This window comes from Shimia sp. W99 (assembly GCF_053851455.3).
This window is the reverse complement of sequence record NZ_JBSQBU020000001.1, coordinates 2,876,218-2,892,557: the sequence shown is the minus strand read 5'-3', so window position 1 is coordinate 2,892,557 and position 16,340 is coordinate 2,876,218. Positions and strand designations below refer to the sequence as shown.

General features: G+C 58.7%; 20 protein-coding genes. 7 read left to right on the top strand and 13 right to left on the bottom strand.

Features of this window, described 5'->3' with window-relative positions; translation table 11 throughout:
- Positions 1-54 precede the first annotated feature (54 nt).
- From ACS3QZ_RS14080 to ACS3QZ_RS14055, 6 genes are read left to right on the top strand one after another with little or no spacing between them, the layout of a single operon-like run.
- Complete coding sequence (locus tag ACS3QZ_RS14080; RefSeq protein WP_456038409.1) at positions 55-2,220, top strand: hypothetical protein; 2,166 nt, start codon at positions 55-57, stop codon at positions 2,218-2,220.
- 59 nt (positions 2,221-2,279) lie between these two features.
- A complete protein-coding gene (locus ACS3QZ_RS14075; RefSeq protein ID WP_456038408.1) occupies positions 2,280-3,038 on the top strand; it encodes a transglycosylase SLT domain-containing protein in 759 nt (252 codons plus the stop codon).
- Between the two features lies 1 nt (position 3,039).
- On the top strand, positions 3,040-5,124 hold the full coding sequence (gene flhA, locus ACS3QZ_RS14070) for a flagellar biosynthesis protein FlhA (protein WP_456038407.1): 2,085 nt from the start codon (positions 3,040-3,042) through the stop codon (positions 5,122-5,124).
- A complete protein-coding gene (locus tag ACS3QZ_RS14065) occupies positions 5,121-5,891 on the top strand; it encodes a flagellar biosynthetic protein FliR (protein WP_456038406.1) in 771 nt (256 codons plus the stop codon). The genes flhA and ACS3QZ_RS14065 overlap by 4 nt, the downstream gene beginning before the upstream one ends.
- Positions 5,888-6,973, top strand: a complete 1,086-nt coding sequence (locus ACS3QZ_RS14060) for an EscU/YscU/HrcU family type III secretion system export apparatus switch protein (protein WP_456038405.1) — start codon at positions 5,888-5,890, stop codon at positions 6,971-6,973. The genes ACS3QZ_RS14065 and ACS3QZ_RS14060 overlap by 4 nt, the downstream gene beginning before the upstream one ends.
- On the top strand, positions 6,970-7,380 hold the full coding sequence (locus ACS3QZ_RS14055; RefSeq protein WP_456038404.1) for a hypothetical protein: 411 nt from the start codon (positions 6,970-6,972) through the stop codon (positions 7,378-7,380). The genes ACS3QZ_RS14060 and ACS3QZ_RS14055 overlap by 4 nt, the downstream gene beginning before the upstream one ends.
- Before the next feature lie 7 nt (positions 7,381-7,387).
- On the opposite strand, the gene ACS3QZ_RS14050 is transcribed toward ACS3QZ_RS14055, so the two are convergent.
- From ACS3QZ_RS14050 to ACS3QZ_RS14010, 9 genes are read right to left on the bottom strand one after another with little or no spacing between them, the layout of a single operon-like run.
- Positions 7,388-7,882, bottom strand: coding sequence for a flagellar basal body-associated protein FliL (locus tag ACS3QZ_RS14050; RefSeq protein ID WP_456038403.1), 495 nt, complete (start codon positions 7,880-7,882; stop codon positions 7,388-7,390).
- Positions 7,883-7,892: 10 nt separating this feature from the next.
- Positions 7,893-8,624 (bottom strand): flagellar basal body L-ring protein FlgH, encoded by a 732-nt coding sequence (flgH, locus tag ACS3QZ_RS14045; protein ID WP_456038402.1) that lies wholly within the window; start codon positions 8,622-8,624, stop codon positions 7,893-7,895.
- 11 nt (positions 8,625-8,635) lie between these two features.
- Positions 8,636-9,055, bottom strand: a complete 420-nt coding sequence (gene flgA, locus ACS3QZ_RS14040) for a flagellar basal body P-ring formation chaperone FlgA (protein WP_456038401.1) — start codon at positions 9,053-9,055, stop codon at positions 8,636-8,638.
- The gene (gene flgG, locus ACS3QZ_RS14035; protein ID WP_456038400.1) at positions 9,055-9,840 is read right to left on the bottom strand and encodes a flagellar basal-body rod protein FlgG; all 786 of its coding nucleotides are present in this window, start codon (positions 9,838-9,840) and stop codon (positions 9,055-9,057) included. The genes flgA and flgG overlap by 1 nt, the downstream gene beginning before the upstream one ends.
- Positions 9,841-9,857: 17 nt before the next feature.
- Positions 9,858-10,571 carry a flagellar hook-basal body complex protein gene (locus ACS3QZ_RS14030; protein WP_456038399.1) on the bottom strand — a complete coding sequence of 238 codons (714 nt, stop codon included), beginning with the start codon at positions 10,569-10,571 and terminating at the stop codon, positions 9,858-9,860.
- A gap of 2 nt (positions 10,572-10,573) precedes the next feature.
- Complete coding sequence (locus ACS3QZ_RS14025; protein ID WP_456038398.1) at positions 10,574-10,843, bottom strand: flagellar biosynthetic protein FliQ; 270 nt, start codon at positions 10,841-10,843, stop codon at positions 10,574-10,576.
- On the bottom strand, positions 10,843-11,127 hold the full coding sequence (gene fliE / locus ACS3QZ_RS14020; RefSeq protein ID WP_456038397.1) for a flagellar hook-basal body complex protein FliE: 285 nt from the start codon (positions 11,125-11,127) through the stop codon (positions 10,843-10,845). Before fliE ends, ACS3QZ_RS14025 begins: the two co-directional genes overlap by 1 nt.
- Positions 11,128-11,139: 12 nt before the next feature.
- A complete protein-coding gene (flgC, locus tag ACS3QZ_RS14015) occupies positions 11,140-11,520 on the bottom strand; it encodes a flagellar basal body rod protein FlgC (RefSeq protein WP_456038396.1) in 381 nt (126 codons plus the stop codon).
- Positions 11,521-11,542: 22 nt separating this feature from the next.
- Positions 11,543-11,932: a FlgB family protein gene (locus tag ACS3QZ_RS14010; RefSeq protein ID WP_456038395.1), complete on the bottom strand. Its 390-nt coding sequence runs from the start codon at positions 11,930-11,932 to the stop codon at positions 11,543-11,545.
- A gap of 85 nt (positions 11,933-12,017) precedes the next feature.
- Between ACS3QZ_RS14010 and ACS3QZ_RS14005 the strand changes: the two genes are divergently transcribed.
- Positions 12,018-13,352, top strand: a complete 1,335-nt coding sequence (locus ACS3QZ_RS14005; RefSeq protein WP_456038394.1) for a FliI/YscN family ATPase — start codon at positions 12,018-12,020, stop codon at positions 13,350-13,352.
- A 12-nt stretch (positions 13,353-13,364) separates the two neighbouring features.
- Here ACS3QZ_RS14005 and ACS3QZ_RS14000 read toward each other — a convergent pair whose 3' ends face one another.
- The 4 genes from ACS3QZ_RS14000 to ACS3QZ_RS13985 form a co-directional block, all read right to left on the bottom strand.
- Entirely contained in the window at positions 13,365-14,153 is a 789-nt protein-coding gene (locus tag ACS3QZ_RS14000; protein ID WP_456038393.1) for a DUF1217 domain-containing protein, read from the bottom strand.
- A complete protein-coding gene (gene flbT / locus ACS3QZ_RS13995) occupies positions 14,150-14,557 on the bottom strand; it encodes a flagellar biosynthesis repressor FlbT (protein ID WP_456038392.1) in 408 nt (135 codons plus the stop codon). Before flbT ends, ACS3QZ_RS14000 begins: the two co-directional genes overlap by 4 nt.
- Complete coding sequence (gene flaF, locus ACS3QZ_RS13990) at positions 14,554-14,931, bottom strand: flagellar biosynthesis regulator FlaF (protein WP_456038391.1); 378 nt, start codon at positions 14,929-14,931, stop codon at positions 14,554-14,556. Before flaF ends, flbT begins: the two co-directional genes overlap by 4 nt.
- 71 nt (positions 14,932-15,002) lie before the next feature.
- Entirely contained in the window at positions 15,003-16,232 is a 1,230-nt protein-coding gene (locus tag ACS3QZ_RS13985; protein WP_456038390.1) for a flagellin N-terminal helical domain-containing protein, read from the bottom strand.
- Positions 16,233-16,340 lie beyond the last annotated feature (108 nt).

Sequence of the window (16,340 nt, the reverse complement as noted above, 5' to 3'; positions counted from 1 at the left end):
GCTGGGCAAGTTTCCTTTCAGTCCGGGGAACACGACGGATTCACACGCCTTGTGATGACCCTGCCCGATGCTACGACGGAATGGGCATTGTCCGGGACAGGAGAAACCTATCTTGTCACCGTGGCGGACCCGGCGCTGAAAGTTGATGCTGGGTCTGTGTTCGGCCGTATTCGCCGTGACAGGTTGAAGGAGATCGTCGCCGATGAAGCCAAGGGTCAGATTCGGCTGGTTCTGAATTGCAGATGCCAGATCAAAACCCGCATTCTAAAAGACCGCTACGTCGTTTTCGACATTCGTGATCGTGTCGCGAAAACCAACATCAGGCCAGACCGCTTTGTCTTTGAACTGGATCCGATTGAAATGGAGGTTACCCGCAGGTTCCGCTTTGCGGAAACTGGCGGTGGCATGCCCACTTATCCTTCGAAAGTAGAAGCGAAAGAGCGAATATCCGATATCGTGGAGGCTGCGACGGCTCCGGAAAGTGCCGTTAAAAAGCAGAAAGCGCTCGCAACTGCACAATCCGAACTGTTGGAACAGATCGGGCGCGCGGCGACGCAATCGCTGTTGGAGCCGGTGCAGGTTTTGCCACAGAGGGCTTCGCAGAAGCCCGAGTCGGCTTCTTTTCTTCAGGAAACAACTGAACGGAATCCCGACAGGACTGGCGGAAAGGGCAACATGGCGGCCCACAATGCCATGGACGAGTTCCTTACTCTGCAAGAGGGTTTGTCCAGGGCGCTGGTGCCGGGTAGCAGATGTCTCCCGGAAGACGCTTTGGACATCGGAGCATGGGCCGACGACCGTACTATTGACGCGCAGGTCGCAGCGCTGCGGGGCAAACTTTACGGAGAATTTGACGCGATTAACCTTTCCGCCGCCCAAGAGCTGGCGCGTTTGTACGTCCATTTCACGTTCGGAGTGGAGGCTCGGCAAATCCTGAACATGGCGGCGGTTGATGATGCTTTGGTGTTGCTGGAAATTTCCTATCTGGTTGAAGGATTGCCGCCGCAGACCAAGGTCTTTCAAGAACAGGCTCGGTGCGCCGGGCCTGCCGCCTTGTGGGCGCTTTTGTCTGGCGCGCGCCTCAGCGAGGAACATGTCGTGACCAGTGTCGTGAACACTTTCAACAACATGCCTCGGCATCTGCGCGAACACCTTGGCGGGCGTCTGAGTGCGGCGCTTAATCGACAGGGACATATCGAAGCGGCAGAACTTGTTCTTAATGCTGTTGAACGTCTCGACGGCCCCAAGCCACCTGATTTTGGTGTTGCACAGGCGAAATTGGCGAGTTCCAAAGGCGATCACGACACAGCCAACGCAAAATTGAGGGAGGTTGTTGATAACAACTCGGAGATGTCATTGGACGCAATTGTCGATTTGATTGACCTCCACGTTAAGCAAGATCTGGCGCCGACCAGTGATACCATTGCCCTCGTTGGCGCGTTCGCGGTCGAGCACAAGCACACGCCCCACGGTCCAAAGCTGAGGCGCGCGCATTATCTGGCACGGTTGCAAGCGCGGGAACACGGCTCGGCATTGGATCTGCTGGAAGAAATTGAGAAACTGGATGATGCAAATGCTGTTTCCGATTTGCGTGATATGTTGGGCCGGAGCCTGGTTGCGCATGCGGATGACTTTGAATTTCTCGAACTGAGTGTTGGTCGTGGGCTGGTTGCGCCGGGTATGTTCTCTGAGCCGGTCGCGGTTTCGGTCGCGGAACGACTGGTAGATCGCGGTTTCCTGCAGGAGGCTCGGCAACAGTTGCAATCTGCATTGCCAGGCCTGAAATCTGATCGCCGGCGCCTGATAATGGCACGTATTGCCTTGGACGAAGGTTTGCCGCGCCGGGCCGAGGCGGAAATTCTCGGGCTAAGTGGTGAGGAAGCCGAACGATTGCGCGCGGCGGCTCGGGCGGCAGCCGGGGATCATGCCAAGGCGGCTGCTTTTCTACAGGCCATTGGTGACATTCCTGCGGCCACGGAACAGGCGTGGCTGGGAGGCGATTGGCAGGCGCTGGCAGAAACAGAGCCAGAACCTTATCGGAAACTCGCATTTTTGAATGGCGAAGCAATCGAGCCAGTCATTCCGCTCGACGGCGTCGAGCCATTGACAAATGGGGTTCTTGCACGAAATCGCGCTCTGCTTGACGAAAGTGTCGATGTCCGAAGCGTGATTGGAGAGCTGCTGGAAATGCATCCCGCTTCTCTAGGCGAAGGCAGCTGACGCTTACCGAATCTCAAGACATCCCCACTAGCCTTTCCATTGATATGCAGAAGGCGATCATGAAATTGGCAGGAAGAATGTGTCGGTCCACCCGTTCCATAGTTGGAACCAGAATCCGGTTGTTGGCATACTTTTGGATCTTTTTGGGTAGTTTTTGGTCCATGGAAGTCGCCGCACAAGAGGCATCAGACTCTGCTTTGTGTGACCGGGCCGCGCGCCTTGCTGCCATGGAAATGGGTGTTCCTGAAAATGTGATGCTCGCGATTACCCGTACGGAAACGGGGCGCAAAAGTGATGGCCGACTTTCGCCCTGGCCGTGGACCGTCAATATGGAAGGTAAGGGTATTTGGTTCGACACCCGCCAAAAGGCGCGCGCATATGCCGAACTGCGTTTTGAGCAGGGTGCTCGCAGCTTTGACATCGGTTGTTTCCAGATCAACCACCGTTGGCATGGCGAACACTTCACTTCGATCGCCGCCATGTTCGACCCGATCGAGAATGCACGTTACGCCGCTGGGTTCCTGTCCCGCCTCCACCTTGAAACGGGCGATTGGTCCAAGGCAGCTGCGGCTTATCACTCCCGCACGCCGGAATATGCGACAAAGTATGAAACGCGGTTCAATCGCATTCTGGCCGGACTCTCTGTTGGCGGAGCCGGTGAACAGCAAGCGCCTCTGTCACCGGCCAACCCTCTGCCGTCGACTTCAGCCGAAAACCATTTTCCGTTTCTGGTAAAGGGCAATAGCCACACCGCGCCAGGGTCGCTTGTGCCTTTGAGGCAAGCCAGCACGCGTCCGTTCATCCAGAGAGGCGGATAACATGAGCCGTGAAAACCTGCGCCTTCTGTTCAGTCCAACCATATTGCTGGCCCTGGCATTGATGGCAATCATCGTGATGATGATCTTGCCCGTGCCGGCCTGGGTGCTCGACGTTGGTCTTGCCGGGTCCTTTGCCTTGGCAATTCTCATTTTTACGGTGACGCTTTTCATCGAGCGCCCCTTGGATTTTTCGGCTTTCCCGACTGTGCTACTGGCCTCATTGATGCTGCGACTGTCGCTTAATGTGTCGTCAACAAAGCTGATTATCGGTCAGGGTCATACCGGAACGCGTGCTGCAGGTGACGTGATCGAAGGGTTTGCAAACTTCGTCATGGGGGGGAGCGTCTTTCTCGGACTGGTGGTCTTCGGGGTGCTGCTGATCGTCAATTTCATGGTGATCACCAAGGGCGCGGCCCGAATGGCCGAAGTTGGGGCAAGGTTTGCCCTGGATGGCATGCCGGGAAAACAACTGGCGATCGACAGCGATATGTCGGCGGGGGCCATCGACCATGGAGAAGCCAAGGCCAGACGAGAACGCGAGCAACAGGAAACCACGTTTTTCGGCTCGCTAGATGGTGCCTCGAAATTCGTCAAAGGCGATGCAATTGCCGGTCTTCTGATCACCATGATGAACCTTGTCATGGGGCTTATCATGGGTGTCGCGGTACATGGCATGCCTATGGGCCAGGCATTTGAAACTTATGCAATTTTGACGGTTGGCGACGGGCTCGTCACACAGATTCCTGCCGTGATCATTTCGATCGCGTCTGCATTGCTTTTGGCCCGGGGCGGGGCCACCGGATCGACCGACCTGACTCTTGTGCGCCAACTGGGCAATTATCCCCCGGCACTGGTCGCGGTTTCCGTTTTGATGGTGTTGTTCGCCCTTGTTCCCGGGCTGCCGTTCTTGCCATTCATCTTCGGGGCGGCGATCCTGGGCGGAGCGGCATTCTATCTGCACCGCAACAAGACGTCTGATGACACAAGCGACAACGTCCCCTCAATGCCCGAAGGTCCACGGAAAAAGCCCATTGGGGATATTCTTGATCTTGATGACATTCACGTCGAATTCGCTTCGGATCTTGTCAACCTCGTTCTAGATGCAGGAACGGGGCTCGACGCCCGCATCGCGAATATGCGGACCCACATTGCTGCGACCTATGGGCTGATTATGCCCGAAATTCGTTTGACCGACGCGCCTTCGCTGCCCCCGGGAACCTACGTTATTCGGGTGCAGGGTGTCGTCCAGGCCCGGGCAGAGCTGAAATCGGCCAAGGCCTTGGTTCTGACTTCGGAAGCGCCGGATGAATTGCCGGACGGGCTGGATGTGAACGAGCCGGTCTATGGCGCGCCTGCACGATGGATCGATTTGCGGGATCAGGAAAAGGCGGCCCTGTCCGGTGCGACGATCGTGACCCCTGGAGAAGTGCTGGCAACGCATCTTCTCGAGACAACCAAGGATAATCTAAACCGGCTTCTGACTCTGAAATCTCTGCGGCGTATCCTGGATGAGATGGTCAATCTGAGCGATCCTGCACGCGCCGAAGCAAACCGGAAGATGTTGGATCAACTCATTCCGGAGAAGGTGCCGCTGGACTTGCTGCACCGGGTCTTGCGATTGCTTCTGGAGGAACAGGTGTCGATCCGCAACATGCCCCTGATTCTGGAGGCCGTGGCCGAGGCGCGGCAGGTGCATGTTCTACCCGAGGCGATTTGCGAACACGTGCGGCAAAGGCTGGGTTTTCAGTTGGTATCCGAGATGAAACGTGAAGACGGCACGATCCCGCTCGTTCAACTGGCTCCGGAATGGGAAGACACGTTCGCAAATTACCAGATTGACCGTGAAGGCGGCGGGTTGGACGTGGCGTTGCCCCCCGACATCTTCAACAAGCTGGCGCAGTCCATATCCGACCGTATCACGGATGCAGGGGAACAGGGTCTGATTCCCGCCGTTGTCACGTCAACGCGCAGACGACGGTTCCTGCGAACCGTGTTGTTCGCAAAAGGTATAAGAAACCCGGTCCTGTCATTTGAGGAAATTGGCCTGGAGGCCCGGCCATCCCTGGTTGGGTTGGTTGCCGCATGATTGGGCAGGCACAGGCGTTTCTGAACCTCTCTCAGGACCTAGCCATTCACGGCTTTCTCGTGTTCCTGAGACTGGCAGCAGCGGTTTCCCTTTTGCCTGCCTTTGGAGAAATGTCCGTGCCGGCGCGCGTGAAACTGGGCATCTCCATCGCGTTCACCGGGATAGTGGCGCCAACCGTTCCGATCGGCGTCGACGCTTTCGATCTGTCGGATTTGGTCGTGCTGATCGTGGCCGAAACCTTGAACGGGCTATTGCTTGGCGTTGCAGTGCGCATGTTTGTTTTTGTGTTGCAGACAGCGGGCGCCATTGCCGCCCAGTCCACTTCTTTGTCGCAGCTGCTCGGGAACACTGGAGGGGAGCCATTGCCGGCGATTGGACATGTCTTGGTGGTGTCCGGCCTGGCGCTGGCTGTCACGACGGGGCTGCACGTACGGATCGCCGCGTATTTTGTGGCGTCCTATGACGTGTTGGCTTTCGGGAAGATGCCGCCTGCGACGGTGCTGTCCCAATGGGGGCTTGCGCAGGTGTCCAGCGCCTTCGCAATGGCGTTTCGCCTTGCGGCTCCTTTCGTGATTGTCTCGGTGCTCTACAACATCACGTTGGGCGTTATTAACAGGGCCATGCCCCAATTGATGGTGGCATTCATCGGGGCGCCCGCGATCACGGCGGGTGGCCTGGCGTTGCTGGCCCTTTTGTCGCCGGTTCTCCTGTCCGTGTGGCTGGCGGCTCTCGAGGACTTTCTTGCCACTCCGGGGATGGCGCCATGAGCGGACAGGACGACGACAGCGAAAAGTCTTTTGAACCGACGCCGCGCAAGCTTGAGGAGGCCCGCAGGAAGGGCGAGATCGCCAAATCTACAGATATCTCCGTGGCTGCAGGATATGCGGGAATGTTCTTCACCCTGTCGGTCCTCGGTGTTGCTGCAGTCGCACATATGGGCGAAGCTTTGAGCGTACTCCTGGATCAGGCACACAACATCGCTCCGCTTGTATTCGAAGGCCACCCCTCGACGGTGTTTGGCGGGATTCTGATGAACCTGTTCCGGTCGCTTGCGCCGTTGTTCATTTTGCCTGCAGCCGCCGTATTGCTCAGTTTGGTCGCGCAACGTGCCTTTCTGTTTACCCCGTCAAAACTCGCCATGAAACCAAACCGCATCAGCCTTGTGCAGAACGCACGGAACAAATTTGGCAGGGGCGGACTCTTCGAGTTCGCAAAGGGGTTTGCCAAGCTTCTAATTTATTCGATTTGCCTTGGTTTTTTCCTGCGTGCCAACCTCGACAAGATGGCGAGCACGGTTCTGGCCGACCCGGCAATGGCGGCAGCGATGCTGGCAGAGTTGCTGATAAGCCTTCTTCTGGTGGTTACGCTGGTGGCGTCCGTTTTGGGCGTGATCGATTATCTCTGGCAACGCCAGGAGCACATCCGCAAGAACATGATGACGCGCAAGGAAATGATGGACGAAAGCAAGGAGGCTGAGGGGGATCCCTATATCAAACAGAGCCGTCGGCAGAAGGCACAGGCAATCGCAAGCAATCAGATGTTGGCAGATGTCCCGAGTGCGGACGTGGTGATCGTGAACCCGACCCACTACGCTGTCGCGTTGAAATGGAGTCGAAAACCCGGCGAAGCGCCAACTTGCGTGGCCAAGGGAACCGATGAAATCGCGCGCCGTATCCGTGACGCGGCACAGGCGGCGGCCGTTCCGATCAGAAGCGATCCCCCGACAGCGCGCGCCCTTTTTGCCACGGTGGATATTGGTCAGGAAATTCCGGGTGAACTCTATCGGCCGGTGGCCACGGCGATCCGGTTTGCCGAAGCGATGCGCAAGAAGATGAGGTCGCAGCTATGAAGGAAGAACAACTCGCGCAACTGCATGAAGTGGCTCAGGCGAAATACGACGCTTCACAGGCAAAATTGGCGGCGATCACGGCCGAAGAAAGGCGCCTGCGGGACCTGCTCGCCAATTTGACGCGCGATCAGGAAATCGGGCGTGGCGCATCGATCGCCGACGGCGCGTTCAGGGCGGTTCGCGGCGATCAGGCCTGGAATAGCTGGGTTGGGAATAGACGGGCGGTGCTCAATCTTCAATTGGCGCGGCTACTCGTGGTCAGGGAAGCCGCCATGACAGAGGTGCAGGGGGCCTTTGGCAAGGCGGACGTTCTGGGGAAACTCTTGTCAGAACAGAGACTGTCACGGCGCAAAAGCCGAGAGGCCGCCGCATTGGAGGCAGCCATGCAGGTGAGGTTACTCGGCTGAGGCCTGGTCACACATCCTGGCGCGCTATATCAACAATCAACACGCTGGACACACGGTTGCCCGAGACGGACCGGGCGACATCGCTGAGCGTGTTGCGCAGAATGTCAAGCTTGCTCGAATTGGTGAAAGCCCCCTTGAACCCACCCGCGTTGGCGTGATCGAACATGACTTGCAATAGCGCGTCTCGCAGTTTTGGCTCCTGCGCGAAAATAGCCTCGCGGTCGCCCGCGCCGACCTCCAATGACAGGGAAACAAGGACAAGCGACGTAACCATTTCGTCGACAACCACCGGCACGACGAACTGGTTGGTCAGTTTGACATATTCCCTTGTCGACGTCTCGACCGGTTCGGGAACGCTCGCGGTGATCACGGGTGTCGCAGGATCGGCGACGCATGGCACAGCGGCCTCTTCGGTGGCAGGATCGGGGCGCAGGAAAAGGCCGGCGCCAATCCCGGCGCCAATCCCGATGAGTGCCAACAGCACTGGAAGGAGCTTCTTCATTCGCACCTCCTCAGAACGGCATGATCACGTCAAGAATCTGCTGGCCGTACCGCGGTTGTTGCACGTCCGTGATCTGACCTCTTCCGCCATAGGACACGCGCGCCGAGGCGATCTTGTCATAGGTGATCTCGTTCTGTCTCGAGATATCCTCGGGCCGCACGAACCCCGAAACCAACAGTTCCCGCAATTCGAAATTCACTCGCAACTCCTGACTGCCCTCAATAGCCAGGATCCCGTTAGGCAGAACATCCACCACCGTGGCCGCGACCCGTAAAGTGAGCTCCTCGCTCCGGCGCACGGACCCGTCGCCCGTGCTGCTGCTGGTGGAATCCAGCGAAACGGCGGGGTTGGTTGAGGCGCCGGTCGGAAGCTCGGGTGTCAACCTTTGAGGCAATCCCAGCAGGTGCGGGACACCAAGGTTTTCCGACCCGCTTCGGCTGCGCGAAGTCTCGTTGTTGATCTTGGCTTCTTCGTCGATCTCGATAACGACGGTCATGATGTCCCCGCGGCGCATGGCGCGACGGTCTCCGAGCAGGGATTGCCGGTTCCGGCTCCAAAGTGACGCTTCTTCGGTACGCCGCTTCTGCAAGAGCGTTGGCGGAAGCGGCGGGTTCATCATCGCATAGTGTTCATGGTTGTTGACTGTCGGTGTGAAACTCGGAGCCTTGCCGACATGATCAAGGCGGGCACACGCGGCAAGCGTCAAGCTGGCCGCAAGCGTCAGGTAAATCTGGGGTTTCATGAAGTTTCCTTTCAATTCGAAACGCTTACCGAGCCATCGGGCATCACTGTGCCGCTCACGGTATTTCGGGAGGAGAGGTTCATGACGCGGGCGCGTTCGCCCTCACCTGCACGTGTAAGCGAACGCCCTTCGGTCCGGATGGTCAGGCCGTGGGTGACGAAGGTCACCACAACGATCTGGTTGCGTTCGATCAGGGCGGGTGTTCCCACATCCGCCAGACGCACAGGGCGCCCGGCATAGATTGTCGTGCGGGCTTCGAAGCCAATGACTTCGGAAAGGTTTGAGTGCACGCCCGGTGTTGTTCCATCCCTGAGGGCAACTGCGTTGGCCGGGATGATCGACGTGGCGCGGATGGTTTGCGTGGCCACAACCATCTCCGCTTGCGCCACTTGAGCCACCAGCAACGCCAGTGTCATGCAGAGAAAACGCATCACCGTACCTGAGTTGTGGCGGCCATCATCTGATCGGCGGCGGAAATGACCTTGGCGTTGAGTTCGTATCCACGCTGGGCTTCGATCAACTCGGTAACTTCGCGCACAGCGTCGACCGAGCTGTCCTCAAGATATCCTTGGCGCAAGACGCCGAGTCCATCCTCGCCCGGGTTGCCCAGAATTGGCGCACCAGAGGCTTCGGTTTCAAGAAACATGTTGCTTCCAATCGCCTCGAGTCCCTTGGCATTGGCGAAACTGGTCAGGGTGAATTGCCCAAGAAGCTGTGCCTCGGCGGTTTCATCAAAATAGGCATAGACCTCTCCGTCGGGATTGATCGAGATGCTGCGCGCGTCGGCGGGGATGGTGATTTCAGGGGAAACCCCAAAACCATCGGACGTGACGATCAGCCCGTCAGCGCTACGTTTGAGCGCGCCGTCACGTGTATAGCCCGACTGTCCGGATGGCAGCTCGACCTCAAGATACCCTCGCCCCTCGATCGCAAGATCAAGATCGCCACCCGTTTGCGACAGCGACCCTTGGGAAAGATGGACATTGATGGCCGAGGGGCGGACCCCCAGGCCAACCTGCACCCCGGTTGGCAAAACCGAACCGTCCGACGCGCTGATCGCACCTGCCCGTGACACTTGTTGATAGTGCAGGTCGGCGAATTCCGCGCGCCGCGCGTTGTATCCGGTGGTGGACATGTTGGCGAGGTTGTTCGAGATGGTTTCGACCCGCAATTGTTGGGCGCTCATGCCGGTGGCAGCGATTTTCAGGGCACGCATCGGCGGTCTCCTTGATGTTAGCGGATGAAAGTTTTGAGAGCCGAGCGGATGCGTTCGTTCTCTGCGTCAAGAAAGCTCTGACCCATTTCATAGGCGCGCTGCACTTCGATCATGCGGGACAGCTGACCAATGGTGTCCACGTTCGAACTTTCCAGAAAACCCTGCACGACACGGCTGGTTTCAACGGGCTCGACGTCCCCAGAGGCGTCAAACATCACGCCGCCCACGCGCTTGAGTGAAAGCGGGTCAACAGGCGAAAATACCCCGATCTGGGCGATTGGCTGACCTCCGACCGACAGGGTGCCGTCAGAGGCCATGTCAATTCCCTTGGCATCGGGTGGGATGAAAATTGGGGTGCCGCCGGAATCCAGTACCTTGAAGCCATCCGGCGTCACGAGATCCCCATCACCATTTGCGGCGAAACTCCCGGCCCGCGTGAGCCGTTCTCCTTCAGGCGTTTCCACCATGAAGAACCCGTCACCTTCGATTGCGAAATCAAACGTGCCGCCGGTGCGGGTCAATGTGCCCTGTGCCATCGACATGCTGGGCAGGTTGGCGACCCCCATCGACAGGCTTTCGCTGTTTGGCGCGGTCTTGATGTATTCGGTGAACGTCACGCCAGCCTGACGAAACCCAGTTGTGGACGCATTGGCGATGTTGTTGGCCAGAACGGACATCTCGCGTGTCAGCCCGGCCTGGCGTGTTAGCGTGGTATAAACGGCATTGTCCATTGTCAGCCTCCTATGATCAGGGGGATCAGGTGATCCTGAAAGAATGAGACGAGGGTCTGGCTCATGAACCCCATCGACGCCCAGAACACGATCACGATGGCCAGCAGCTTGGGCACGAAGGTGAGGGTCATTTCCTGGATCGACGTCAGCGCCTGAAACAGGCCGACCGTCACACCGGCCAGAAGCGCCACGGCGAGGATGGGGACCGAGATGATCACCGCGATCCACAGCCCCTGCCGCAGGGTGTCAAAGAAAAGGGCTTCGTCCAGCATCAGACCGGCATTCGCAGGATTTCCTGGTAGGCTTCGACAACCTTGTTGCGAACTGTTACCGCCGTTTCGACGGCCAGTTCGGTCTGCGCCAGCGCCTGGACGAGGGCGTGCGGATCAGCGTCCCCTGTCATGGATTGCATGGCAACCTGCTCGCCTTCCCGCAGCGTCGCGGCAAAGTCTTTCCCCAGGCTTGCAAGCGTCCCCGAGCTTTCTGCGGGGCGCGGTTCCGTGGCGGGTTTGGAGGCCGTGTATTTCTGGGCGGCCGTGACGGATCGGATATCCATTCTGGTTCTCCTTTATCTGCGCAAAAGATCCATCAGAGAGGCGGACATCTGCCGCGTCTGATCGAACATTTTCAGGTTGGCTTCATAGCTGCGCTGCGCCTCTCGGGCGTCGGCAATCTCCAGGATCAGGTCCACGTTGGACCCCTGGTAATGGCCGCTTTCGTCGGCCATCGGGTGTGTGGGATCAAAGATGCGCTTGGGATCTTTCTGATCCAGCTGAACCCGCCCGACGCTGACACCGGGCGCGTTCGGGTTGGTTTCGAAGGCCACGGTCTTGCGACGGTAGCCCGGCGTGTCGGCATTTGCGATATTTTCTGAAACGTGCCGCAAGCGCGCGGCCTGGGCGCGGAGCCCGCTGCTGGTCACAGAGAGTGCGGATGAAAAATCACTCATGGGTCAACCTTTCTGGTTCGGATCACTGGCGGCCAAGCGACGTGCGTAGGACCTTCAGTGACGACTTGTAGATCGCCAGCGCGCGGTCATGCTGCCGTTTGACGTTCACGGCCTTGATCATCTCTTCTTCTAGGGAAACACCGTTGCCATTCGGAGAGGTATGCCCTTTCGCATCCTCCGGGCGTATGGCGGCTGGTTCCAGCGTGCTGCCGAAATGCCCGGGCCGCGTGGTGTGCATGCGGGCAGTAGTGGATCGATGGTGCCCGACGATGTCCTCGAATTCGGGCAAGGTGCGCGCGGAAAACCCGGGCGTGTCGGCATTGGCGATATTGCGGGCCACGACGGCCTGCTGCCTGGCGGCATGTGACGCCATGGCATGTGAGATCTTGAAAACCTCAAGCGATTTGAACATCGGGGCTTCTCCCTCGAACAGCTTAAATCAAGGCTTAACCCTGATTCCTTTAGAAATTGTTTTCAGGAACGAATTGGAGGACCGCATGACTGCTTTGGATATCGCCTCGCTCGGGGCAGAGCTTCGTTTTGCGCGCCCAGTGCGGGAGATCGGTCGGGTTTGTGCGGTCGAAGGCAACTTGTTGCGCGTTCGTGGCCTTGGCGCGACGTGCAGCATCGGAGATGTTCTGCGTGTCTGGCTGCGGGATGGCACTCTGCTCACCGGTGAAGTCATCCAGCTTCACGGGGAAGAATTGACCGTACTGCCCAATGCCGCACCGGACGGGGTTTCGATCGGGGATCGGGTCGCTTTGCGCCACCAAACCGGAATCGCGCCAACTGACGCGTGGATCGGGCGCATTGTAGATCCTTATGGCGTGCCTCTGGATGGTGCGCCTCTCTTGCGCGGGCCGGATCCCCGACCGCTCAAGGCCAGCCCGCCACCGCCGGCGGCGCGGCGGGCCATGGGCAGGCGACTTGAAACCGGAATGGCGGTGTTCAACACGCTTCTTCCCATCGTGCAGGGACAACGGCTAGGGCTTTTTGCCGGTTCGGGGGTTGGAAAATCCAGCCTGATGGGGCGGTTTGCACAACAGATGCAGGCTGACGTCGTAGTGATCGCCCTGATTGGTGAACGCGGGCGCGAATTGCGCGATTTTGTCGAAAATGTCCTTGGCAAAGAGGGGCTGGCCCATTCCGTCGTGATCGCCGCGACCTCGGATCAGTCTCCGCTTGTGCGGCGGCGCTGTGCCTGGGCGGCCATGGCGGTGGCGGAACATTTTCGAGATCAGGGGCGACACGTTCTTTTTTTGGCGGACTCGATCACCCGTTTTGCCGAAGCCCACCGCGAGGTTGCCGTTGCTGCGGGCGAGATGCCGGCATTGCGGGGGTATCCACCTTCCACCTCGCACCTGATCATGTCCTTGTGTGAACGCGCCGGCCCCGGGCAGATGGGGCAGGGGGATATCACCGGGGTTTTTAGCGTTCTGGTCGCCGGGTCGGATATGGAAGAGCCGATTGCAGACATTCTCCGGGGTGTTCTGGACGGGCATGTGGTACTCGACCGAAAGATTGCCGAACGCGGACGTTTCCCGGCGATCGATCTTCTGCGCTCTGTCTCAAGAAGCCTGCCCGCTGCAGCGACGGAAAAAGAAAATGATCTGATCTCCGGAGCGCGGAGACTTCTGGGGGCCTACGAACAATCCGCGACCATGATTCGCGCAGGGCTCTACAGCGAAGGTACTGATCCATTGCTGGACAACGCCATTCGGGCCTGGCCAGAGCTGGACGCCTTCCTCGGAGACAAGCGGGACATGACCACGAAAGATTCCTTTGCCAAGCTCGGCCTGATCCTGCGGCGTGCCGGGGCGGGAATGCCGTAAGGCACCTGATGTCTAGACCTGTAGCAGGGTCAGAGCAATCTGCCCGCCATTCATGCTCTGCCCGGTGTCTAGCTGTGACATGACCAGATACCGTTCCACGAGTTTTTCCCTTGCGGCTTCCGATGTGAACTGGCTTATCTCACCGTCCCCGAAGGCGCTGTTCAACCGGTCCCGGAATTCCTGCTTCTGCTTGTCGAGGTCGAGCTGCGCGAAGGAGGCTGGAAGACCAAGCGCGGTTTCTAAAACCTTGCGCAGCGGGGGCGAGCCCATGACCGAATACCACTTGGCATCGTCGCTGCGTCCTGTTGAAGAAACCTCCTCGAGTTCGCGGATCGCGTTCATGGCGAGGCGCATCGTGTCCTCCTGGTTTCCAACCGCGATTTCGAATTGACGCGCACGATAGGCCGAGACGATTTTCTCCCCGAAATCGGAGATCTTGGTGGAAGGTGTCGCGAAATCGCCGAAGCCGAACGCCTTGGAAAGCTTGGAGTAACGCGAGTCGGCAAGCTTGTTGGCCAGCGCGTCACTCTTGAGCGTGCCTTCCTCCAGGATCTTCTGAATGAAAAACCGGTTGTCGATATCTGCATCCAGACCGAAGGCGCCAAGCGCAACCCGCAGCAACCGCCGGTCCGCGACCAATTGTTCCGCGGTGTCTATTTTTCCAATGTTTTCAGAAAAATAAGCCGTGTCGCGCTGAAGCATTGGTGACCTGTTGAATGTATCGGTCTGGATCGGCAGTGTTCGTTTCAGGAACGCCCACCCCGCCAAACCGCTCCCCGCGACAATCGGCTGAAAACTCATGACCTGCGCGCGGCGGCAAGCAGCCGCTCCTCTCTTGGCAGCAGTGCCCGCAAGGCTTTCAGGCCCTGATAATGTTGCCCCTCAAGAATGGCCGTGGTGGTCAGCGTCAGTTGCTGACGGCTGTCGATATCCGTCAGAACCTGACTCAACTCCTCGACGCGTCGCAGCAGGTTGAGCTCGACCTCCTTGGGATCGGAATCGCCTGACAGAACCAGTTGCAGCGCATAACAGGCGCGCTTCACGGGGGTATCTGCTTCATAGGGGTGGATGGCGTCACGCAACCGCAGGATATGGGCGTTTGGCGTCATGATCGACAACCGGCTGCGTCGATCACCGTTCTCGATCACCGCGCCATTCACCAGAACCCGCTCTTTCGGGCTGAGTTTGAGGACAAGACCGCTCATGCCGCTTTCTCCCCACTGCGAAGGCCGCGCAAGATGGCGGTGTTGATTTCGAGCAATGGCCGTACCGAGGCGCGCCCAGCAAGCACTTTACCACTGTGATGATTGGTGAATTCCGCAAGGTAAAACAACTGTGCGCGCAAGGTTTCGGGCAGCCCATTATCGGAATCTGCCACGTCAGTGGCCAGCAGCGTCCAGAGTTGCCGGTTTTCGTGCACCGCTTCGGCAAGGCCGGCAAATCCGGGTTTCCCCTTCTGAGCAGCGGATTTGAGGCGGTGGGTGATCCTTGCGATCACGTCATATTCAAGTTTACGGGGTGTTCTTGTCGGCGCGGAGGCGCGGGAATAGCCCCGCTGCGCAAGCGTATTCGGAGTCACATTCTGTCCTTCCTGTGGCTACACGGGTTCAGCGTGTCATGGAGCGCGCGATGGCGCGCTCCATGGTTCCCTTAGCGGAACAGAGACAGGATCGACTGCGGAGCCTGGTTGGCAATCGACAGGGACTGCGTCGCCAGCTGCTGCTGGACCTGCAGCGCTTGCAGCCGAGCCGAGGTCTCTTCCATGTTGGCGTCGACCATCGACCCGATGCCGGATTTCAGCGAGTCAGTCAGCTTGGACACGAATTCCATCTGCGTATCCACCCGGCCTTGTGCCGAACCAAAAGCGGCAGCCGCGTCAATCGACGTGCCAATCAGGGTTTCAATGGATCCCAGCGCGGCGCTAGCACCTGCAGAGTTCGAGACATCAATCGCGGCAAGAGCGCCCAGACCGCCGGATCCGACGTTGTGGAACTGACCCGAGATGCTCAGACCATCAGTCGTGTCCTCGTTCGTGATCGCAAGCCGACCGGTATTGGCGATGTTGTACTCCACCGAGACATTTGCATCCGAGGCTTCGATGGCCGCTTTCAACCCCACGGCGATAACATCTGCCGTCGATGTGGCGTCAATGTCTTCCTGGCTGATCGTATAGCTCACATCGACATCACCCAACCGGATCGAAATGCGGTCGCCAGCGGTATAGGCGGCCGTTGCATGCGACTCGATTTCGAACTGTCCCACGTCATCGGTACCGCCATTGGCGTCCAGCGCAAAACCGAACGTGTCCTGGCCGTCGGCCGACACCCCATTGGTGTTGGTCGCGTCGAACACCGCCTTCGCGCTGTAACCGCCGGTCGAGAGGTCCTGTGCCGTGACGGTGATCGACGAGGCGGTCACATTGCCCGCGTTGTCGCGATCAAGCGAGGCGAGGATGTCGGCGCTCGCGGTGGAGCCGTCCACCAGATTCAATCCATTGAACTGGGCCGCGCCGACCACCGATGCGATCTGATCCTTGAGCGCAGTCACGTCCGTGTTCAGCTTGGCTCGGTCGACGTTGTCTTCCTGGGCGGCGACGATCTTGCCCTTCATCTGGGTCAGCAGATCGGTCACAGTTTCGGCGGCCTGGCGGGCCACTGCAACCGTCGACTGGCCCAGAGACAGGCTCTCCGAGATCGCCTTGAAGCCCTTGACGTCGGATTCCATGACCTTGGAGATCGCCCAGATCGCCGAATTGTCACGCGCGCTGTCCACGCGTTTGCCGGTCGAGATCTGCGACTGAGTGGTCGCGAGATTCTTGTTGACCGATTGCAGAGTTTGCAGCGCAACCATTGCACTGTTGTTTGTCAGAATGCTGGACATGGCATTTCCCTTGAAGTGTTCGGCGCTTTGCGCCGGTTGCTAGAGTGCGCCCCGAAGGACGCTCACGACCCGTCTTTCTGACGAATACCGCCCCGAGCCGGGATCGGT